The 17,487-nt window shown below is 47.6% G+C and carries 11 protein-coding genes; 8 read left to right on the top strand and 3 right to left on the bottom strand.

The genetic code is table 11. The features are described 5' to 3' along the window. The first annotated feature begins 130 nt into the window (after positions 1–130). The 3 genes from B0G52_RS26820 to B0G52_RS26805 all read left to right on the top strand — a co-directional run bounded on the left by B0G52_RS26820 (position 131) and on the right by B0G52_RS26805 (position 5,206). Positions 131–2,134 (top strand): hypothetical protein, encoded by a 2,004-nt coding sequence (locus B0G52_RS26820; RefSeq protein WP_143762655.1) that lies wholly within the window; start codon positions 131–133, stop codon positions 2,132–2,134. Between the two features lie 736 nt (positions 2,135–2,870). Then, positions 2,871–3,692, top strand: a complete 822-nt coding sequence (locus tag B0G52_RS26810) for a restriction endonuclease (protein WP_094049029.1) — start codon at positions 2,871–2,873, stop codon at positions 3,690–3,692. A 692-nt stretch (positions 3,693–4,384) separates the two neighbouring features. Beyond that, entirely contained in the window at positions 4,385–5,206 is an 822-nt protein-coding gene (locus B0G52_RS26805) for an SDR family NAD(P)-dependent oxidoreductase (RefSeq protein WP_158223885.1), read from the top strand. Positions 5,207–5,919: 713 nt separating this feature from the next. On the opposite strand, the gene B0G52_RS26800 is transcribed toward B0G52_RS26805, so the two are convergent. The 3 genes from B0G52_RS26800 to B0G52_RS26790 all read right to left on the bottom strand — a co-directional run bounded on the left by B0G52_RS26800 (position 5,920) and on the right by B0G52_RS26790 (position 9,582). Further along, positions 5,920–6,441 (bottom strand): hypothetical protein, encoded by a 522-nt coding sequence (locus B0G52_RS26800; protein ID WP_094049025.1) that lies wholly within the window; start codon positions 6,439–6,441, stop codon positions 5,920–5,922. 218 nt (positions 6,442–6,659) lie between these two features. Then, a complete protein-coding gene (locus B0G52_RS36850; protein ID WP_143762654.1) occupies positions 6,660–8,912 on the bottom strand; it encodes a sensor histidine kinase in 2,253 nt (750 codons plus the stop codon). Then, positions 8,890–9,582, bottom strand: coding sequence for a response regulator transcription factor (locus B0G52_RS26790; RefSeq protein WP_094049021.1), 693 nt, complete (start codon positions 9,580–9,582; stop codon positions 8,890–8,892). The genes B0G52_RS36850 and B0G52_RS26790 overlap by 23 nt, the downstream gene beginning before the upstream one ends. A gap of 192 nt (positions 9,583–9,774) precedes the next feature. On the opposite strand from B0G52_RS26790, the gene B0G52_RS26785 reads away from it, so the two are divergent. The 5 genes from B0G52_RS26785 to B0G52_RS26765 all read left to right on the top strand — a co-directional run bounded on the left by B0G52_RS26785 (position 9,775) and on the right by B0G52_RS26765 (position 17,476). Next, positions 9,775–11,757, top strand: coding sequence for an AraC family transcriptional regulator (locus tag B0G52_RS26785; protein WP_094049019.1), 1,983 nt, complete (start codon positions 9,775–9,777; stop codon positions 11,755–11,757). Between the two features lie 15 nt (positions 11,758–11,772). Next, positions 11,773–12,813 (top strand): NAD(P)/FAD-dependent oxidoreductase, encoded by a 1,041-nt coding sequence (locus B0G52_RS26780; protein WP_094049017.1) that lies wholly within the window; start codon positions 11,773–11,775, stop codon positions 12,811–12,813. A 153-nt stretch (positions 12,814–12,966) separates the two neighbouring features. Next, positions 12,967–14,961: an AraC family transcriptional regulator gene (locus B0G52_RS26775; protein ID WP_094049015.1), complete on the top strand. Its 1,995-nt coding sequence runs from the start codon at positions 12,967–12,969 to the stop codon at positions 14,959–14,961. 251 nt (positions 14,962–15,212) lie between these two features. Then, a complete protein-coding gene (locus B0G52_RS26770; protein WP_158223884.1) occupies positions 15,213–16,853 on the top strand; it encodes a response regulator in 1,641 nt (546 codons plus the stop codon). Beyond that, positions 16,850–17,476: an SGNH/GDSL hydrolase family protein gene (locus tag B0G52_RS26765; protein WP_094049011.1), complete on the top strand. Its 627-nt coding sequence runs from the start codon at positions 16,850–16,852 to the stop codon at positions 17,474–17,476. The genes B0G52_RS26770 and B0G52_RS26765 overlap by 4 nt, the downstream gene beginning before the upstream one ends. Positions 17,477–17,487: the final 11 nt, after the last annotated feature.

Here is a 17,487-nt window from a genome sequence, read left to right as displayed (position 1 = left end):
CCTGCTAGCTACGGGGCAGCTTGGTCTTTACCCCGACTGAACTCTCATCAGCTAGTTGTGCCTAACTTGGCTAGGCGCGCGTTCAACTTATATAGATACTCAATTGGATTATTTAATAGTTGGGCTTTTCATGAGCTCGTCATTAGCAAGTCATATCCTGAAGGACTATAATGACCATAAACTAACAACGGATCAAATTAAACGAATTGGCATCGGCGTATCTATTTCTAATCCCGATGAAAGTGAAAATTTTAAGGTAAATGTTATAGATAGAACCAATATAGCTTTGCCTGCACAAGTAGATTACACAGAACAAAGAAAAACAGAACTTTCTGAGCGAATAGATACCATTCTTTCGAGGGAGAAATTGATAAATGAAATATTTGGTGTTTTTAGCGGAGAGGGCAAGGATAGCTTATTACAAGAGAATTTAGACTTTGAACTATTGTGGGATACGACTTTAGGGCGTTATAAATACAAAAAATATATTATTTCGATACTTGAGGACTTGCTGGTGCATCGTTCATACACATTTGATGAAGTGGTGGCAGAGATCAATGGTTGGGACTACAATACCTTTGTTCTTTTGCAGATCTATGAATTACTCAATAATAATTCAGAAGTAATATTGACGGAACAACAGAGTCAAATAATAAGCTCAATTTGCTACGAGATGCTGGATCGTGTGAGTTTTCGAAATGCCATCAAGTATCAAGAACAAAACGAAACTATTCCAATAATTACAATCAGTCTGTGGTATATCCGTCAAAGATTGAATCTCGATTATCCAGAATCAGTATTACTGGATCTTCTTTCCTTTGATTATCATTACCATAGACATGATTATTTGGGTACTTCTTATATCGAAGATCGTGTTGAAAGTGAAAAAATTTCTGCAAGAGTTCTTGAAAATCTTGAGCAATATAGCATTAAAGGACGAGTACTAATAAATCATTTGCAATATTGCCTAAAGCATCATTTAAGTAGTGGAACTAATGTAATCAAAAAATATTTAGAAGATAATACAGCAGAAAGCGCTGAACGAATTTTAGCCTTTGAAGTATTGCTAAGCTATGGAATTGACGATCACTATCTTATAACCGTCATGAAGTCAACAACTGACTTTGAAGTATTCTTCAAAATCGGGAAGCATTTGTTTGCTGTTGGAAATGATACTGTTGAAAGTTTGTTAATGCAGTATGTAAATGAAGACTCTAGATATACTGTGAATTCAGCTTATTTGCTAATGGAACGACAAAATATGCAAGGTATAAAGTATTTTTGCAATCACTTTGAAAAATTCGATTCATATTATTTTGAACATAGACCTCTCTCCTTAATTCGTACAGTTGAAGCCCTACCAGTGCTGTTTGAATTACTAAATAAGGCGATGGTAAATCATCTTCAAACCGACCGTTTTAGACGCTTGGATGTAGAAATACTCAATGTTATGACTCATATTGCCTTGCAAGGAAAAACGGAATTACAAACTGTCTTATCATCTCTACTCGATTTTATCGATAGGAATCCAACGATACCTAATATACAATTTTTGCATGTATCATATGACGACATACTGAATTCCTATAAAACTAATACTCCAGGACACCATTATGTTGAATCAGCACTTAGGACAGCAAATAATTTACTTCATGTTCCGATTAACGAGGAATATCAAGAAAAGCTAGTTTTAAGTGTGAAATTGCAAAAGGATATAATTGAAAAATGCAAAGCAAATTCATTGCCAGATATTTATGTTTCAGAACTCAATATGATCGTGAATGCTACTAATCTAGTCAGAATGACATTAAGTCGAGAACGATCACAATTTGAGACGTTTATCAATCATTTACAACAACTTTTTTATGAGCCAATATTTAAGGAAAGACGTGCTCCAGCTAGTCACATTCAAAGCCAGTACCCTGAATTACTTGCAGTAATTGATCGAATAAGATGTATCCGTCATTATTATCTTCATTCCAAACTTTCGGATCCAGAAGTAAGGCGGATAGTAGAAGAAGAGTTCCAACAATTGGGGGGTGAACCCATAACACCAGATCAATGGACTTCTTTTCATGTAAGACTAACAGAGGATTTGCTTGAAGCACTGAAACAAACGGAAAGCAAATTATGATGGTTTTAGACTCTCACCTCATGAAAATAGGAAGAGTCTTAATGCTTCGCATATCGGATTTGTTACGTCAGTTATAATCGAGCTCGCTGCCGCCCTCAGCGGACTTAAACGATGGTTAGCGAGTGATAATGAGCTTTCCCATAATGAAATTAGATAGTTAACGCTCTCCACATGAGACTAAGAAAGTAGGAGTATACTTTATGGCGCTCATATCAATAGACACAATGAAAAAGAGGCTTTTCTGCTCGTTCGGATTTGGCCTTTCTTCCAAGCTGAATGTATGCGGTTAGAATACGAGGTTTACAAACGTTCACTACATGCTCAGGAGTTCTTTCGTGCAGCGGAATTCGCCATAAAACATGTTCTCAAGGATGAGAGACTTCACAAAACACGTATGGAGACGTTCAATGCAATTATTGCAAGTTATGTGGGTACTCATCAAAATGAAGGCAGTTTCATTAAGACGATTCTTGGGAGCTTAGGGAAGAGAAATAAGGTAATGGTTAGTGCAGACAACAATTTCTTTGCTTTAAAATCGTCTCTCAAAATCGATCTAAGCACATCTAAGAAGCAATTTAAAAATTATTCACAATGAATCGACAGCCTCTATTTCTGCGTTATAGTGACTGATGTTGTCACCAGTTGTGATACAAATTGGATTGAAACCTCCATTATTTTTCCATATCATAATAGTTAGGATAAATTTACGAATTCTAATAATAGGAAGGAAGATATAATGCCTGTTCTTCAAGCTATGGAATTACCAAAGCCTTCAGATTGGCAAGAATTCGAACGGATTATAAAACAATATGCAAGGCTTAGATGGAAAGGTCTTGATGTTGCAACTTTTGGCAGTAACGGTCAAACTCAACATGGCGTCGATCTTTATATTAAAACGGATGTAAACGAAATTGTTGGCATCCAATGTAAAAAAACGATAAACGACAGTCTCCCATTTAAAGTAGTGGAGAAGGAAATCAAAAAAGCAGAAAATTTCAAACCTGTACTCAAACACTATTACATAGCGACTACTGCCAAACGAGATGCGCGAACGCAAGAACAAATAAATTTATTGAATCAACAACGTATCGCTGACGGAGTATTTGGCATCGACGTTTTGTTTTGGGAAGATGTTGCCGAGTTACTTCTGACATCGCCGAAAACTTTGGAGCAACTTTACCCCCAATTATTTATCCCAAAGCCAAAACAGCCCTCGAATAAAGCAGCGACCAAGAATAAAAAACAGTTTTTGGAGGGGACTATCGGTAACGATACTTATCAACGTGGGTACGTTAACCATCTCATCAAACGATATCAAGATTACAAAAGAGCCGATTATGCAAACCAAAAAGAAAATATGAAGTATGCTATCATTCATGAAGCGATAAGGCGAGAGATCAAGTATAAATGGGATGAAGCGCCAACTGAACTTTTTGAGAAGCTTTGTGCATTTCTTCAAAAACGGATCGATACCACCATAGTTGGAAAGCTAAATAAGAAAAAAGGCATTAAAAATTACAGCAGTTTTGACGAATTTAAGGCGTTCTCCTCGCAATAATAATTACCCGATTGATGTAATCGACATGAGAACTAGCCGAACCATTACCCTGCAATCCGCTAATGGGCTATATTTTTTTCTTGAATCTTGAACTGAAGAAGTAGTAGGAATGACACATAGAGGAGTTGCCACTGTGTCTTGAACGGTTAGGTTGACTTGATAGAACAATTACAAGTTGTTTGCTCCGCTAAAATTTGTCGATGGTAGTGGAGCAGAGCTGATTTGAATTTCGTTCTCTCCGAGTTCTCTCAAACGTGCAATTTTGCTCACTTTTTGATGATTTCCCGAGATGCCTTGTGGCACTAAGAAAGTGGGGCGTGAAACGCCGAAATCCCTTGATTTTATAGGCTTTAAGTGGTTTTTTGGTTCCTCTAAAGGGACATGATTTCCGCCCGGTTCCCTTTAGCACGCACGGTTCAGGTCCGTGTGGGCTAATACCCCGTGGAGGTTCGAGTCCTCTCGACCGCACCATACCTTACAATGAACAAGCTCTTGAATTGTCCTTGCGACGGTTCGGGAGCTTTTTTGCGTGGTTGGGATTTGTAAGGTGCTGCTCATGACAGGGCAGGCGAAATTATTGGACTGTAGCCAAGATGCTTTAGATGTTTGCCCAGCTTACTCGTGTTCCGTGTATAATAATGGGAGTATGTCTCGAATGAGCGAAACAAAATCAGTAGGGGAGAGGAATGCAAATGAGTATCTTTCGCGAGAAGGTTTGTTTGGTTACAGGCGGCGGGTCTGGACTTGGTCGGGAAGTATGCAGCCAATTAGCGGATCGGGGAGCTTGCGTGATCATTGCCGACCTGAATGAAGAAGCCGCACGCGATGTCGCACAGCAGATTTCGAACCATGGCGGTACGGCGATCGCTTCCTATGTGGATGTGACAGACCCCAAATCAATTGAAGCGCTTATTGAGGCAGCATTGGCGCAATACGGAAGATTGGATTATATGTTCAACAATGCGGGCATAACGGTAGTTGGCGAGTTTCGGGACTTGCCGCTTGATGAAGTGAAGAAGGTATTGGACGTCAATTTGACCGGTATTCTTCACGGGGCTCACTATGCCTTCCGAATCATGGAAAAACAAGGATATGGGCATATTGTGAACACCGCTTCCGGCTTCGGACTTGTGCCAGGTCCGACCAATCTGCCGTATACGATGGCGAAATTCGGTGTTGTCGGGTTGTCGGAGACCATGCGCTGCGAAGGCTTGGATCTGGGCATTAAAGTGAGCGTTATTTGCCCCGGTTATATTCAAACATCCATGATCGACAACATGCGCACTTTCAACGCCGACCCTGCGGATGTCATTTCGCAAATCCCTGCCAAAATGGTTCACCCGCAGCAAGCAGCCCGTCTCGTACTGCGGGGAGTCGAGAAAAATCGCGCAATCATTACTTTCCCGTCCTATGTAGGTGTGTTGACCTTCTTGTATAGGTGTTTTCCCCGGTTGTTCCTTCGTTACTCTCTCACCACGATCCGCAATTTCAGGAAAATCCGTAAAAGGATTTAAGTGATCTCGATCCGATCTAGATGAAGTATCAGGCGTAACGCTCAAGATGCGCAAATACATCATCTCTTTGTACAGCGCGTATGCGGACAGCGGATTGCGATTTGAGCGTCTGCATGACGCCTTTGAAATCAGCAGTCGATCCAATGCTCTACGTTGTGTAAGTTTCATGGTTCTCAGTTCTTAGACGGTCGCGAGGATCGACATGGTATACCATATGTGGTATTTCTGCCCGACAAGGTGGGCACCATTAAATAAAACCTCTATAAAAAATCCAAGAATTACGGCAATCCATCAATTGCTCAATACCCACCCTAAAGGATTTGAGAATCCTTTTCCTAAATCAACCGTATTGGAATTGGTTTGTCGATGTTAGTAGAACAGGGCTGATTTGAGTGTCGTTCTCTCCGAGTTCTCTCAAACGTGCAATTTCGATTACTTTTTGATGATTTCCCGAGACGCCTTGTGGCACTTGGGAAGGGCAATGTGAAACACCGAAATCCCTTGATTTTATAGGCTTTTCGCTTCCCTAAAGGAACATAGCTTCCGCTCGCTTGGTTCCCTTTGCCGAGCAAGATTCAGGTCCGTGTGGGCTAATACCCCGTGGAGGTTCGAGTCCTCTCGACCGCACCATCTCATTGATGACAGGCTCTAAATCTGCTTCTAACAGATTGGGGGTTTTTTTGTTTTTTTTATTGTATCTAAGCTGCTGCTAATCATAATTGAATTTGCGCGTCGGTTATATGGTACTCAATAAAAGGGAGATCAATTGCTTTTCTAACAAAATCTTCAACCGATTTATTGTCCCGATGTATTGTAATGTTTATTTTGTTTTCTACTTCATCTATAGCTATACTCTGTACGGGGTGATTTTCAGTAAGTGATAGGATTTGTTCGAATACGTCGTTCAATTCTTTGTAAGAGTACTCAACGTGATGGACCTTTATTCTTGAGCTATCAATATTTAGTTCCGTAGGGGCAACTCCCTTTACCAGGTTAATATTTACAACGTTTTGATCGTCCAGATACGCCCCTGCGAACTGATCAGCATGATTTTTTCTTAGTTCATATACAAATTTAAGATTATCCCCCTCGGGTTGAGGAAGATTTTGTTCAAATTCGTCCTGCGACAACTGAACGCCATCTGATTCTTGTTTAGATTGGTTTTGAACAAACCATAACACCATAATGAAGATAAGAATGAGAACAATTGTGAGGCTTAATTTGTTAATCTTCAATGCCGTTCCCTCCATTTTTTTAAGAAAGCCAACTATAAGCATAGACGTATTCGAAACTATGTTGGTTACAAAAAATATCCATGATTGTATTGATGGTGATATTTTGCACGACTTAACGGGAAGAGCGCTTCTAGCAAGAAAGAGACCAGAGGGTTCGAGCCCCTGGTCTCTTCGCAGGTTACGATGTACACGAATTCGTCAGCCGCAGTCTTTTTCTATCAACCCTCCCCAGAAGAATCCTGGACCTTTAGAATAACCGAAGCCTTAAACAGATCCCCGTCGGTCTCCAGAGTGAGGCGGCCGTCATGGAGCTCGATGATCGACTTCGCGATCGCGAGTCCGAGGCCCGATCCTTCCGTGTGACGCGATGTATCTCCGCGCTTGAAGCGCTCGAACAACTCCTCGGCATTGTCGCTGATTTCGTACTTTGACACGTTCTTGAATGTAATCGCGACTTCTTGGCGTTCCGATAGCTGCATCGAAATATACGCGCGCGTATGGCTCATCGAATACTTCAACATGTTCCCGATCAAGTTGTCGAAAGCGCGCCACAGCTTCTGTCCGTCCACGAGCGCATAGATCGGTCCTTCCGGCAACGACACGCGAAATTGAATGTCGGAACCGTCCATCACCTCTTTGTATTCTCCCAGCGCCTGCTGCATGAGCTGGACGAGATCCGATTTTTCCCGCAGCAGTCTGGCATTGCCGCTTGTCATCGTCGATATTTCGAACAAATCGTCGATCATCGTCTTTAACCGCTTCGACTTCTGGTTGATGATCTCGACGTAGGCGGCCCGTTCCTCGGTTGTCGCGTCCTCCGCCTTCAGCAGACCCGCGTAGGTGATAATCGAGGTCAGAGGAGTTCGCAGATCATGGCTGACGTTCGTAATGAGCTCCGTCTTCAGCCTCTCGCTCTTGGCTTGTTCGTTCTGAAGCATCTTGACGCCTTGTCTCAAGGCGTTCATATTGGACGCCAGCGAAGCGATGACGCCGCTTCCCGATCGGGGAAGCTCATTCGGCGTTCGACCGGTTGCCAGCTCGTCCGCGGCTTGGGCGACCCGGTTCAAATACCCGAGCTGACGAGTCGTTAGGAGAAAGGCCGCAATCCCGACGATCGCCGCGATCGGGATGAAGACGACGATCGAGAAGTCGTTGTATTGAAGGAACGATAAGGCCTTCCATCCTCCGATAAAGCCCAGTCCCGTCCAGATCAACGCGAGAACGAGCAGGCGGATGCCTGCGCTCTTATAAATAAAGGAATCCTTCACCTGATTCATCGTTTGGGCGAAGCCGGCTCTTATGCGCATACCGCCTCGCTTCAGCAAGGAATGCGACCATTCTCTTCGGACATCGCTCCAGCTGTGCAGCTCATTCACAAGAAACTGCCATTGAAGCAAGGTCGCCGCCATGCCAAGCGACGCGATCGAGAGTGTAATCAGCAGCTTCACGCCGTAAATCAAGGGCGTCTCGAATAGGGAAGAGTAACGGTCTGCCAGATTCGCCAGCGACCAGAGCGTCAGCGCGGCCGTGCCGGCGAAAAACAACATTTTGGCATCCAAAGGCAGCTTGCGATGGTAGGCCGCCCAGCGGCTTGTCTCTGCTCGAGCGACTAAGACGCCTTTGAAGCGGATCACAGCTATGACTAGCAGAACGGTGCTTGCCAAGCCATAAGCGAACAATATCCCCTGTTCCAGCTTATATCGGTTGGCATTTTCCTTCAGAGGGCTGTCCCGCGGCACCGCGATCAAGCCTTGATAAGGCGCGAGGGAGTCGGTCAGCAGCTCGTGCGCTCCGAACCAGTAGTGAATTGAATTGGAGATGTCTATCGTATAGTCCGCAGCATAGACATGACCGTCGCCAAACAATTCGTAACGCGCAGTTTGATCGTTCGGGATGTTTATATTCGAATGCACGAAACCCGTGGAAGGGCTGCGAAAGTAGTAGTCGAATTGATTGCGCAGAAGATTGTACTCGGATCGGTGAGTTTCTCTCTGCCTGTAGTAGCTGTCTATTCGTTGTTCCTTCTTCTTGCGGATGAGAGCGATGATATAATCGTCATCCTTGAATAGCTTCATGAGGTCTTCCTGTTCGCGGTCTCTCTGGGCAACGTAATAATCGGCCACCTTGTCGTTGTTATCGGCAAGAGCTTCCTGAATGAGCGGATCGTATTTGTTGCGAATCGAATAGAGCTGTTCCGTAAGAGGGGCCAACTCATTGCGGTATTCGACAATGTCCGCTTCTTCCACCGTAAGGGAGGATTTCGCTTCCTGCTCGGAGAGAGAGTTGAGCTCGAACAAATTCAGGTAAGCGGCGAATTGATCCAACTGCTGCCGGAATTCCTGCGTTCGATAGTAATCGTGATGAAAGTAACGGTCGCTCTGATTCATTAACGTTAACGGTCCGCTCAGGCCAATCGCCAACAAGAGCGCATAGAGGAAAAACCGCGCGCTACTTCTCCATTTTGTATCCAATGCCCCACACCACTTTCAGAAATCTTGGATTTTTCGGATCGATCTCGATCTTCTCGCGAATTTTGCGAATGTGGACGGCAACCGTATTTTCGGCGTTGTAGCCCGGCTCCTTCCAGACGCGTTCATAAATTTCCTGGATCGAGAACACCCGCCCCGCATTCGTCATCAGCAGCTCTACGATCTTGTACTCGATAGGCGTCAGCTTGGCCGGTTCTCCGTTCACGGTAACTTCCTTGCCCTCCGCGTTTAGCGCGAGACCGCGCAGATCGATCGTTTTCTTGCCGCCTTCGTAGGAGCCGAAGACGACGTATCTCCTCAGCAGAGATTTCACTCGGGCGACGAGCTCCATCGGATTAAACGGTTTGGTCACATAGTCGTCCGCCCCTACGTGGAGGCCGAGTATTTTGTCGCTGTCCTCGCTCTTGGCGCTCAAGATGAGGATAGGGAGGTTGCGATGCTCGCGGATTTTGAACGTTGCGGCAATGCCGTCAAGCCGCGGCATCATGATATCCAGGATGATGAGATGAACCTGGCTGGATTCCAACATCTCCAGCGCTTCCAAGCCGTCTTGCGCCTTCAGGACGGATATGTTTTCCTGCTTCAAGTAAATTTCGATTGCGTCGCGTATTTCTTTGTCGTCGTCGACGACCAGCACCACGCGTTGTTCCATCTGATTCTCTCCCTTATGTACCGGCTGACTCCCTCTCATTATAATTGGAAAATCTTAATATCCAATGATCGAATCTATGAAGAACTTCTTAATTTCCTGGGGCGGAAACGGACCGAAATTCATTGATATTGATAATCATACTCAATTAAATTACGATACAGAGTAACAAGCTTGACGAGGGAGTGCGGACCTATGCGAGAAGATGCTGAATGTATACAAGTATTTACGCCGGAAATGATCGATACAATGGCCCGTATTTGGACACGCGCCTCCATTTCATTGATGGATGTGCGTCATCAACTTATTCGACCGGGACAGCCGTTGCAAAACTATCGAATGCCCAGCAGCATGCTGGTTTATGCCTATGGTGGATCGGCCAACGTTCAACTGAACCAAACGCTGTTTGGGATGGAACGGTTCGGCGTCTTCCATGGCGGGAAGGGAACGACGTTAAGCATCTCTCCTGAGGGGGAGACGCTGGGAAGCTTTATGGTGCTCTACAAAGCGGAGGCGCCGCCTTTTTTCAGAAGAGACCTGCAGCGCTTGCTGGAGCAGGTGAATCCGTTTGTCCAGCTATATGGATTAGTGCCGGGCAACCCGGTCGGGCTGGTTAACATCTATCAGCAGATGTTAGAGAGTTGGAATCAGGCGACGGCAATGAATCATTTGTTTGCCAAAAATTTGTTCTACCAGTCGATACATGAAATCTACAGGGATCTTGAGCGAAGTGAAGCCAGATTTCTTCAACCGGATCCCGCTCTTTCGGCAAAACGATATTTGGACAAACATTACATGCGACCGATTATGTTTCAGGAGTTGGCTGACTTATTTTCGATAAGCAGCGGTCAGTTAACGCGTTTATTTAAAAAGCGGGAAGGGAAAAGCCTGCAGGAGTACGCTATACAGAAGAGACTTGAGGATGCCCGTCGCCACTTGAAATACACGAACGCCACCGTGAAGGAAATTGCCATAGGGTGCGGGTTTGCCGATGAAGTTAATTTTTTTCGAATGTTCAAGAAACACTTTAGAATGACGCCCATTGATTATCGGAAAATAAGTACACTGTCCATGCAGGAATGTATTATTGATAATGGTTCTCAACGAATCTACAATGAGATAGGACTAGCGGGTCTGGTCAAATCTCAAAGAGACGGAGAGTTAACCATGTTTGGACAAAAAAGAAGCAAGCAAATGCTGTTAGCCACGGCAATGAGTTTGATGCTGTTATTATCGGCATGCGCATCGAATATGCCGGCGAATAACGGAGCGGCGTCGAATACTGCGCCTGCGCAGACTCAGCAGGGACAATCGACGCCAGGCATAGAGACAAAGGAGACCGAGTCGACGTCTTCGCAAACCAGAATTGTCCATACCGTAAAGGGAGAGGTGGAGATCCCGTCAAATCCGCGACGAATCATTGCCGATACGTATATGGGGAGCTTGATTGCCCTTGGTATTGCCCCGATTGGAACTCCTACGAAATTTCTGAAAAACCCGTTTTATCCGGAACTTCTTAAATCCGTCGAGGATATTGGCGAACAAAAGAGCATCTCTTTTGAAAAAGTGGTTGAATTGCAGCCGGATGTCATTATAACCGGAGACGAGAAGGCGTACGAAAGCTACCAAAAGATCGCGCCTACGATTCTGATTCCGTATGGAGAACTGAAAACGGATCAAGAGGAAATTTCCTATTTGGGCGAGGTCCTGGGTCTTGAGGCGGAGGCGGCGGCTTGGATGACCGATTACGAGACACGGCGTTCTTCAATGAAGAAAAGGGTCGAAAGCGCAGTGGGCGCAAACGCGACCTTCTCGATTATTGAGGATTGGGGAGAGAAGAGCGTCGCGGTGTTTGGCGATAATTTCGGTCGTGGCGGACAAGCTGTATATCGGTTACTTCAGCTTAAGCCCCCGGCAGAGCGCGAAGCGGAAATTATGGAGCAGCAGATGCTTCAGCTCTCATGGGAAACGTTGGCCGATTATGTGGGGGATTATATTGTGCTGACATCGGACAGACTGACGCTGCAGGATTTACAGGCAGATCCGATATGGAGCAGTCTGGATGCGGTCAAGAATGACCGAGTGTATATTTGGTCAAGCATTCACGGGTGGTACTTCGACCCATTATCTACTCTTGCGCAGGCAGAGGAATTGACGAATTGGTTGACATCCAAATAGTTGGGGAGGTCGAACATGCCGGATCGGGAGCTCTATGATTTGACCATTATTGGCGGCGGCCCGGCGGGACTTTATGCAGCTTTTTACAGCGGTATGCGTCTAATGAAGACCAAGATTGTTGAAGCGGCGGATGAATTGGGCGGTGTGCTGCAAACCTTTTCGGAGAAATTCATTTGGGATGTAGGCGGGACGACGCCCATTCGCGCTCAGGAATTCATTCAGAGAATGGTCGATCAGGCCTTAACGTTTTCACCAACCGTTGTATTGGGGCAACGCATAGCCGACTGCGAACGCTTAAGCGATGGAACCCTGCTGCTTAAAACCGAGACGGGGGAGTTGCACTGGACCAGAGCCGTTTTAATAGCTGCCGGGTGCGGCGTATTTCGACAAGCCAAACTGGAAATCGAAGGCGCGGAGCGTTATGAAGTTTCCAATCTCTATTACACCGTCCAGCGCTTGGAACAATTTCGCAATAAGCGAGTGCTGATTTCCGGCGGCGGGGATACCGCGGTAGACTGGGCCAATGAACTCGAAGCGATTGCCGCGAAGGTAACCATTGTGCATCGTCGTCAAAGCTTCGGAGGGTACGAACAAAGTGTCAGAAGGATGGAGCGGTCGACCGTCGCGATTCGCACTCCGTTTGTGATCTCCAGTTTACATGCCAATGCATCCAGAAGCGCGATCGAAGCAGTCTCGATTATTCGATTGGGAGAGGATGGAGCGTTAACCGGCATTGAAGATAAGATAGCGGTCGACGCTGTCATTGTTAATCATGGCTTGCGCAATGACTTGGGGAAATTAACCCAATGGGGGAAACAGGCATGGCCGTGGCCCATCCCTGTAAGTGAAAAAATGGAAACGGATTTGCCGGGGGTGTTCTGCGCGGGTGATATTGCGGGATACCCCACGAAGGTCCGGTTGATCGCTACCGCGTTCGCAGACGCAGTGACGGCAGTTAATCACGTCAAGCTTTATCTGGATCCGTATGCCAAACGGAGAGCAGAAGTATCGTCGCATAATGAAATTTTCGCCGAACTAAACAAGTCATTGGAATAACGCTTTGCAAGCAGGGTCTCTCTTATTTTCAGAGAGGCCTTGTTCGCATTCACGCGCCCTCGTTCAACGGGTATTCACTTTAAATGATATTGATAATCATACTCAATTAAATTACGATACAGAGTAACAAGCTTGACGAGGGAGTGCGGACCTATGCGAGAAGATGCTGAATGTATACAAGTATTTACGCCGGAAATGATCGACACAATGGCCCGTATTTGGACACGCGCCTCCATTTCATTGATGGATGTGCGTCATCAATTTATTCGACCGGGACAGCCGTTGCAAAACTATCGAATGCCCAGCAGCATGCTGGTTTATGCCTATGGCGGATCGGCCAACGTTCAACTGAACCAAACGCTCTTTGGGATGGAACGGTTCGGCGTCTTCCATGGCGGGAAGGGAACGACGTTAAGCATCTCTCCTGAGAGTGAGACGCTGGGAAGCTTTATGGTGCTCTACAAAGCGGAGGCGCCGCCGTTTTTCAGAAGAGACCTGCAGCGCTTGCTGGAGCAGATGAATCCCTTCGTTCAACTATACGGATTTTCGCCAAGCACTCCGGTTTGGTTTATGGATGTGTTTCAGCGGATGCTGGACAGCTGGAGTCGTGCAACGGCGATGAATCATTTTCATACCACAAGTTTGTTTTATCAGTCGATGCATGAAATCTATAGAGACCTTGAACGCAAAGAAGCCAGATTCCTTCAACCGGACCCGGTCGTCTCGGCCAAACGATATTTGGACGAACATTACATGAGTCCGATCCTGTTTCAGGATATAGCCGATATGTTCGGGATCAGCGGTGGGCAATTGACACGGCTGTTCAAGAAAAATGAAGGGAAAAGCTTGCAGGCCTATTTAACGCTCAAAAGACTTGAAGTAGCCCGGCGCCATCTGTTGCATACGAATGCAACCGTGAAAGAGATTGCGTTGGGATGCGGACTGATCGATGAATTGAATTTGAATCGGATGTTTAAGCGGCATTATAAAACGACGCCCAGTGAATTTCGGAAAATAGAGAGAGCACGCATGCAGGCTTTGGATATGGATAACGATTCTCACCTCTCCTACAATGAGAAAGAACTAGACAACCTAGTTAAATTTCAAGGAGACGGGGATATTGAAATGAATAGTAACAGAGGCTTCAGGGCAACCGCCTTTTTACTTGGCATGGCGTTATTGCTAAGCGCTTGTTCCGGCACCGGCGGAGCAAGCGGGGGGAATGGCGGAAATAACCAAACGCCGAGCGCGGTCAACAGCAGCGCAGTAACCGAACATGAGCAGGCAAGTCAGGAGTCTCCGGCTTCGACCAAGCGCTTTCGGCACTCTTTCGGAGAGATTGAAGTTCCTATTCAACCTGAAAGAATAGCGGGCTTCTGGATGGAGGATTATTTATTGGCGCTGGGAACGGACTCGGTCGTCGATTCTTTGTCGGGGCTCTATGACCGGCATTACTTGCAATCCAGAATGAGCAGCACCACCGTTGTCGATCCGTTCAATATGAACTTCGAGGCGTTGATGACAACAGAGCCCGATTTGATTATACTGGCGTTTCCCCATATCGCAGAGGGGAAGTATGACAGCTTCTCCAAGATAGCGCCAACTTATGTTCTTGATGATGGAGAATGGAGAGACTGGCGGTCCGCTTTACGGTTGGTAGGAGAGCTTACGGGTCGACAGGCGCAGGCGGAGCAATTCATTAAACAATACGAAGAAAAGGTAGCCGACGGTCGAGTGAAGCTGCATGCCGCCTTGGGAGAAGAAACGGTCGCGTTTATTCGAATTCAGGATAAAAATCTGACCCTGTACGGGAACCTGACGGATTATGTCGGCACTGTTTTCTATACGGAGCTTGGACTTAATCCTGCGGGAATCGTCAAGAAACTCGTTCAAAGCGAGAATCCCGTCTCGGAGTTTTCCATGGAGCTTATTCCCGATATCGATGCCGACCATTTATTCATCACTGTCTATGAATCCGATGACTCCAAACAGAAGTTGAAGGAGATTTACGACAGCCCGCTGTGGAAGGAACTTCCGGCAGTGAAGAATGGAAATATCCACGAAGTAGATATGGGGCATTGGATGACCTCCGGCGCAATCGCCTCCGACATGAAAGTAGACGACGTACTGGATGCTCTGCTACAATAAGCGTTGTATTCCTAAGCAGCGAGCCGTTCTATACGGCCGCTGCTTTTGTGAACGCCCGCAATCCGATCTCCCCTCTTGGAGTCCCCTGTACGACAACCGCTCCGGCGCCGCTCCTTTCCCCTGAATCTATTGAAGATTCGACCATCTTTCCATAAGCTTGTCTTAGCGAAGAGAGACGATAAACCGCTTATAATAGAATAATCAGGCCGCGGCCTATTCGCACAATGGCATTTTCATCGGGGAGGAAGCTTATGTACAAGCTGATCATCGTGGATGACGAGTATTCGACGCGCAACGGTCTGAAAATCTGCATCCATTGGTTCGATTACGGCATCGAAGTCGCCGGGGAGGCCGAGAACGGCAGCAAGGGGCTGGAGCTGGCCGACCGGGTCCGGCCGGACATTGTGCTGACCGACGTGAAGATGCCGGGCATGGACGGGATCGAGATGGTGAAACGGTTGAAGGAACGCCATCCCGATACGAAAATCGTGTTTATCAGCGGGTACGACGATATCGAATATTTGAAATCCGCGATGAAGATGGATGCGGTGGATTACATTCTGAAGCCCGTTAATCTGCAAGAACTGACCGCGGTCATCGATAAAATCATGGCGATGTCCAAGCGGGAGGAGAACCGCAAGGATATGCTGCAGCGGCTGTCCGCCAAGCTGAACGAGAGCATTCCGCTGCTGCGGGAGAAGTTCTTCATCCAGCTGATCAAGGACGGCAACATGGACCGCGCCTCGACGGAGAAGCGCATCGATTTCCTCGACTTGCGGCTGCCCTACCAGGCGCCTTATTGCGTCATCATCATCGGCATCGACAACCCGCGAACCGTGTTCGAGAAGATGCCCGAGCAGAATACGCAGCTGATTTCCTTTGCCATTCAAAATATATGCCGGGAAGTCGTGGAGGCGCGCGCTTCCGGCAGCGCGTTCGAGCATCAGCGGGGGGAATACGTGCTGATCGTGGAGCTGCCGGAGAATGAAGGGGAGGAGATTATTTTTCCTCTGGTGAGCGAATTGATGGCCAGTCTGAACGGGTTTCTGAATCGGATGATCGGCGGCATCAGCCTGACGATCGGCATCGGCGGCACAGTCGAGCATCTGGGACGATTGGCCGACAGCTACCAGATGGCGTCGGGGGCGATCGAGCGCAAGCTGTTTCTCGGCAGAAACCAGGTCGTCACCTTCGACGCGATGGCGGCGCGCAAGGACGTCGATTACCGCGCCGTCAACGAGCGAATGACCTCGCTGTCCTCCGCGCTCAAGTCGGGAGACGCCGTTCAGGTGTCGCTGCGGCTGGACGCGCTGTTCGAAGAATTGCGCGAAAGCTCGGGCATCGGCTATATCGATTGTCAGCGGATAGGGCTGCAGGTGCTGCTCGTCGCCTCGCAGTTTCTGTCCGAGTCCGGCATTCGCGCGGGCGATCTGGGCGAACGGGAGTCCGAAGCCTGGGCGCAGCTGATGAAGCTGGAGACGCTGGACGATATGAGCCATCATCTGAAAGTGTATTTAACGCAAGTATGTGAACGGATCGAGCATCGGGAGGACAGGAGAATCCCGGAGGTCATTACGGAGATCATGCGCATCATTCAGGAGCGCTACTCCGAAAACTTGACGATCGCTGACATTGCCTCGCAGGTGTATCTGGCCAAGACGTATATTTGCCTGTTGTTCAAGCAGGAGACCGGTGAGACGATCAACGAATATATAACAAGGGTTAGAATGGAGCAAGCCAAGAAACTGTTGAACGGCACGGACCGCAAGCTGGCGGAAATCTGCACGGCGATCGGCTATGCCGAGCCCAGCTATTTCACCAAGCAGTTCCGCAAATATACGGGCATGAACCCGAGCGACTATCGGGACATTCACAGGAGGACGGACGGATGAACGGGAACAGGTGGCGCGGCGCCGGCTGGGCGACGCTGGGGGACAGCATCACGGCGGCCGGCGGGTATCAACCGCTCGTGCAGCAGGCGCTCGGCTTCGCCCGGGCGGACAACTTCGGGCGCGGAGGCTGCCCGCTGACCGCAGGCAGCGACCGGGACGAGGGGGCGACCGTTCATATGGGCGGCCGTCTCGAAGAGCCGTACGACTGCATTACAATATTCGTTGGAACGAACGATTATCGGCTGAGTATGCCGCTTGGAGAGCTGCGGCCGGCGGGCGGCGTTTTCGACGATCGCACTTTTTTCGGCGCCTATCAGACGCTGGTAGAGCAGCTGCAGAGCCGTTATCCGCTCAGCCGGATTAATCTGTGGACGCCGCTGCAGCGGGACAAGGACGGATACGATTGCGAGAGGCGCAACGAAGTCGGCTGCCTGCTGGCCGATTATGCGGCCGCCGCGCTTCGGGTCGGACAGGCGTACGCTTTGCCGGTGCTGGATCTATACACGGTCAGCGGCTTCAACAAGCTGACGCTGGATGCCTTCACGAGCGACCGACTCCACCCTAACGAGGCGGGTTTCCGGCGCATCGCCGATACGGCCATTTCGTTCCTGGGCGCGATTTGACCCGGATGCTG

Origin of the sequence: Cohnella sp. SGD-V74, from assembly GCF_003001675.1 — a bacterium.
Classification (GTDB): domain Bacteria; phylum Bacillota; class Bacilli; order Paenibacillales; family Paenibacillaceae; genus Cohnella.
This window is presented reverse-complemented; position numbering and strand designations above follow the sequence as displayed.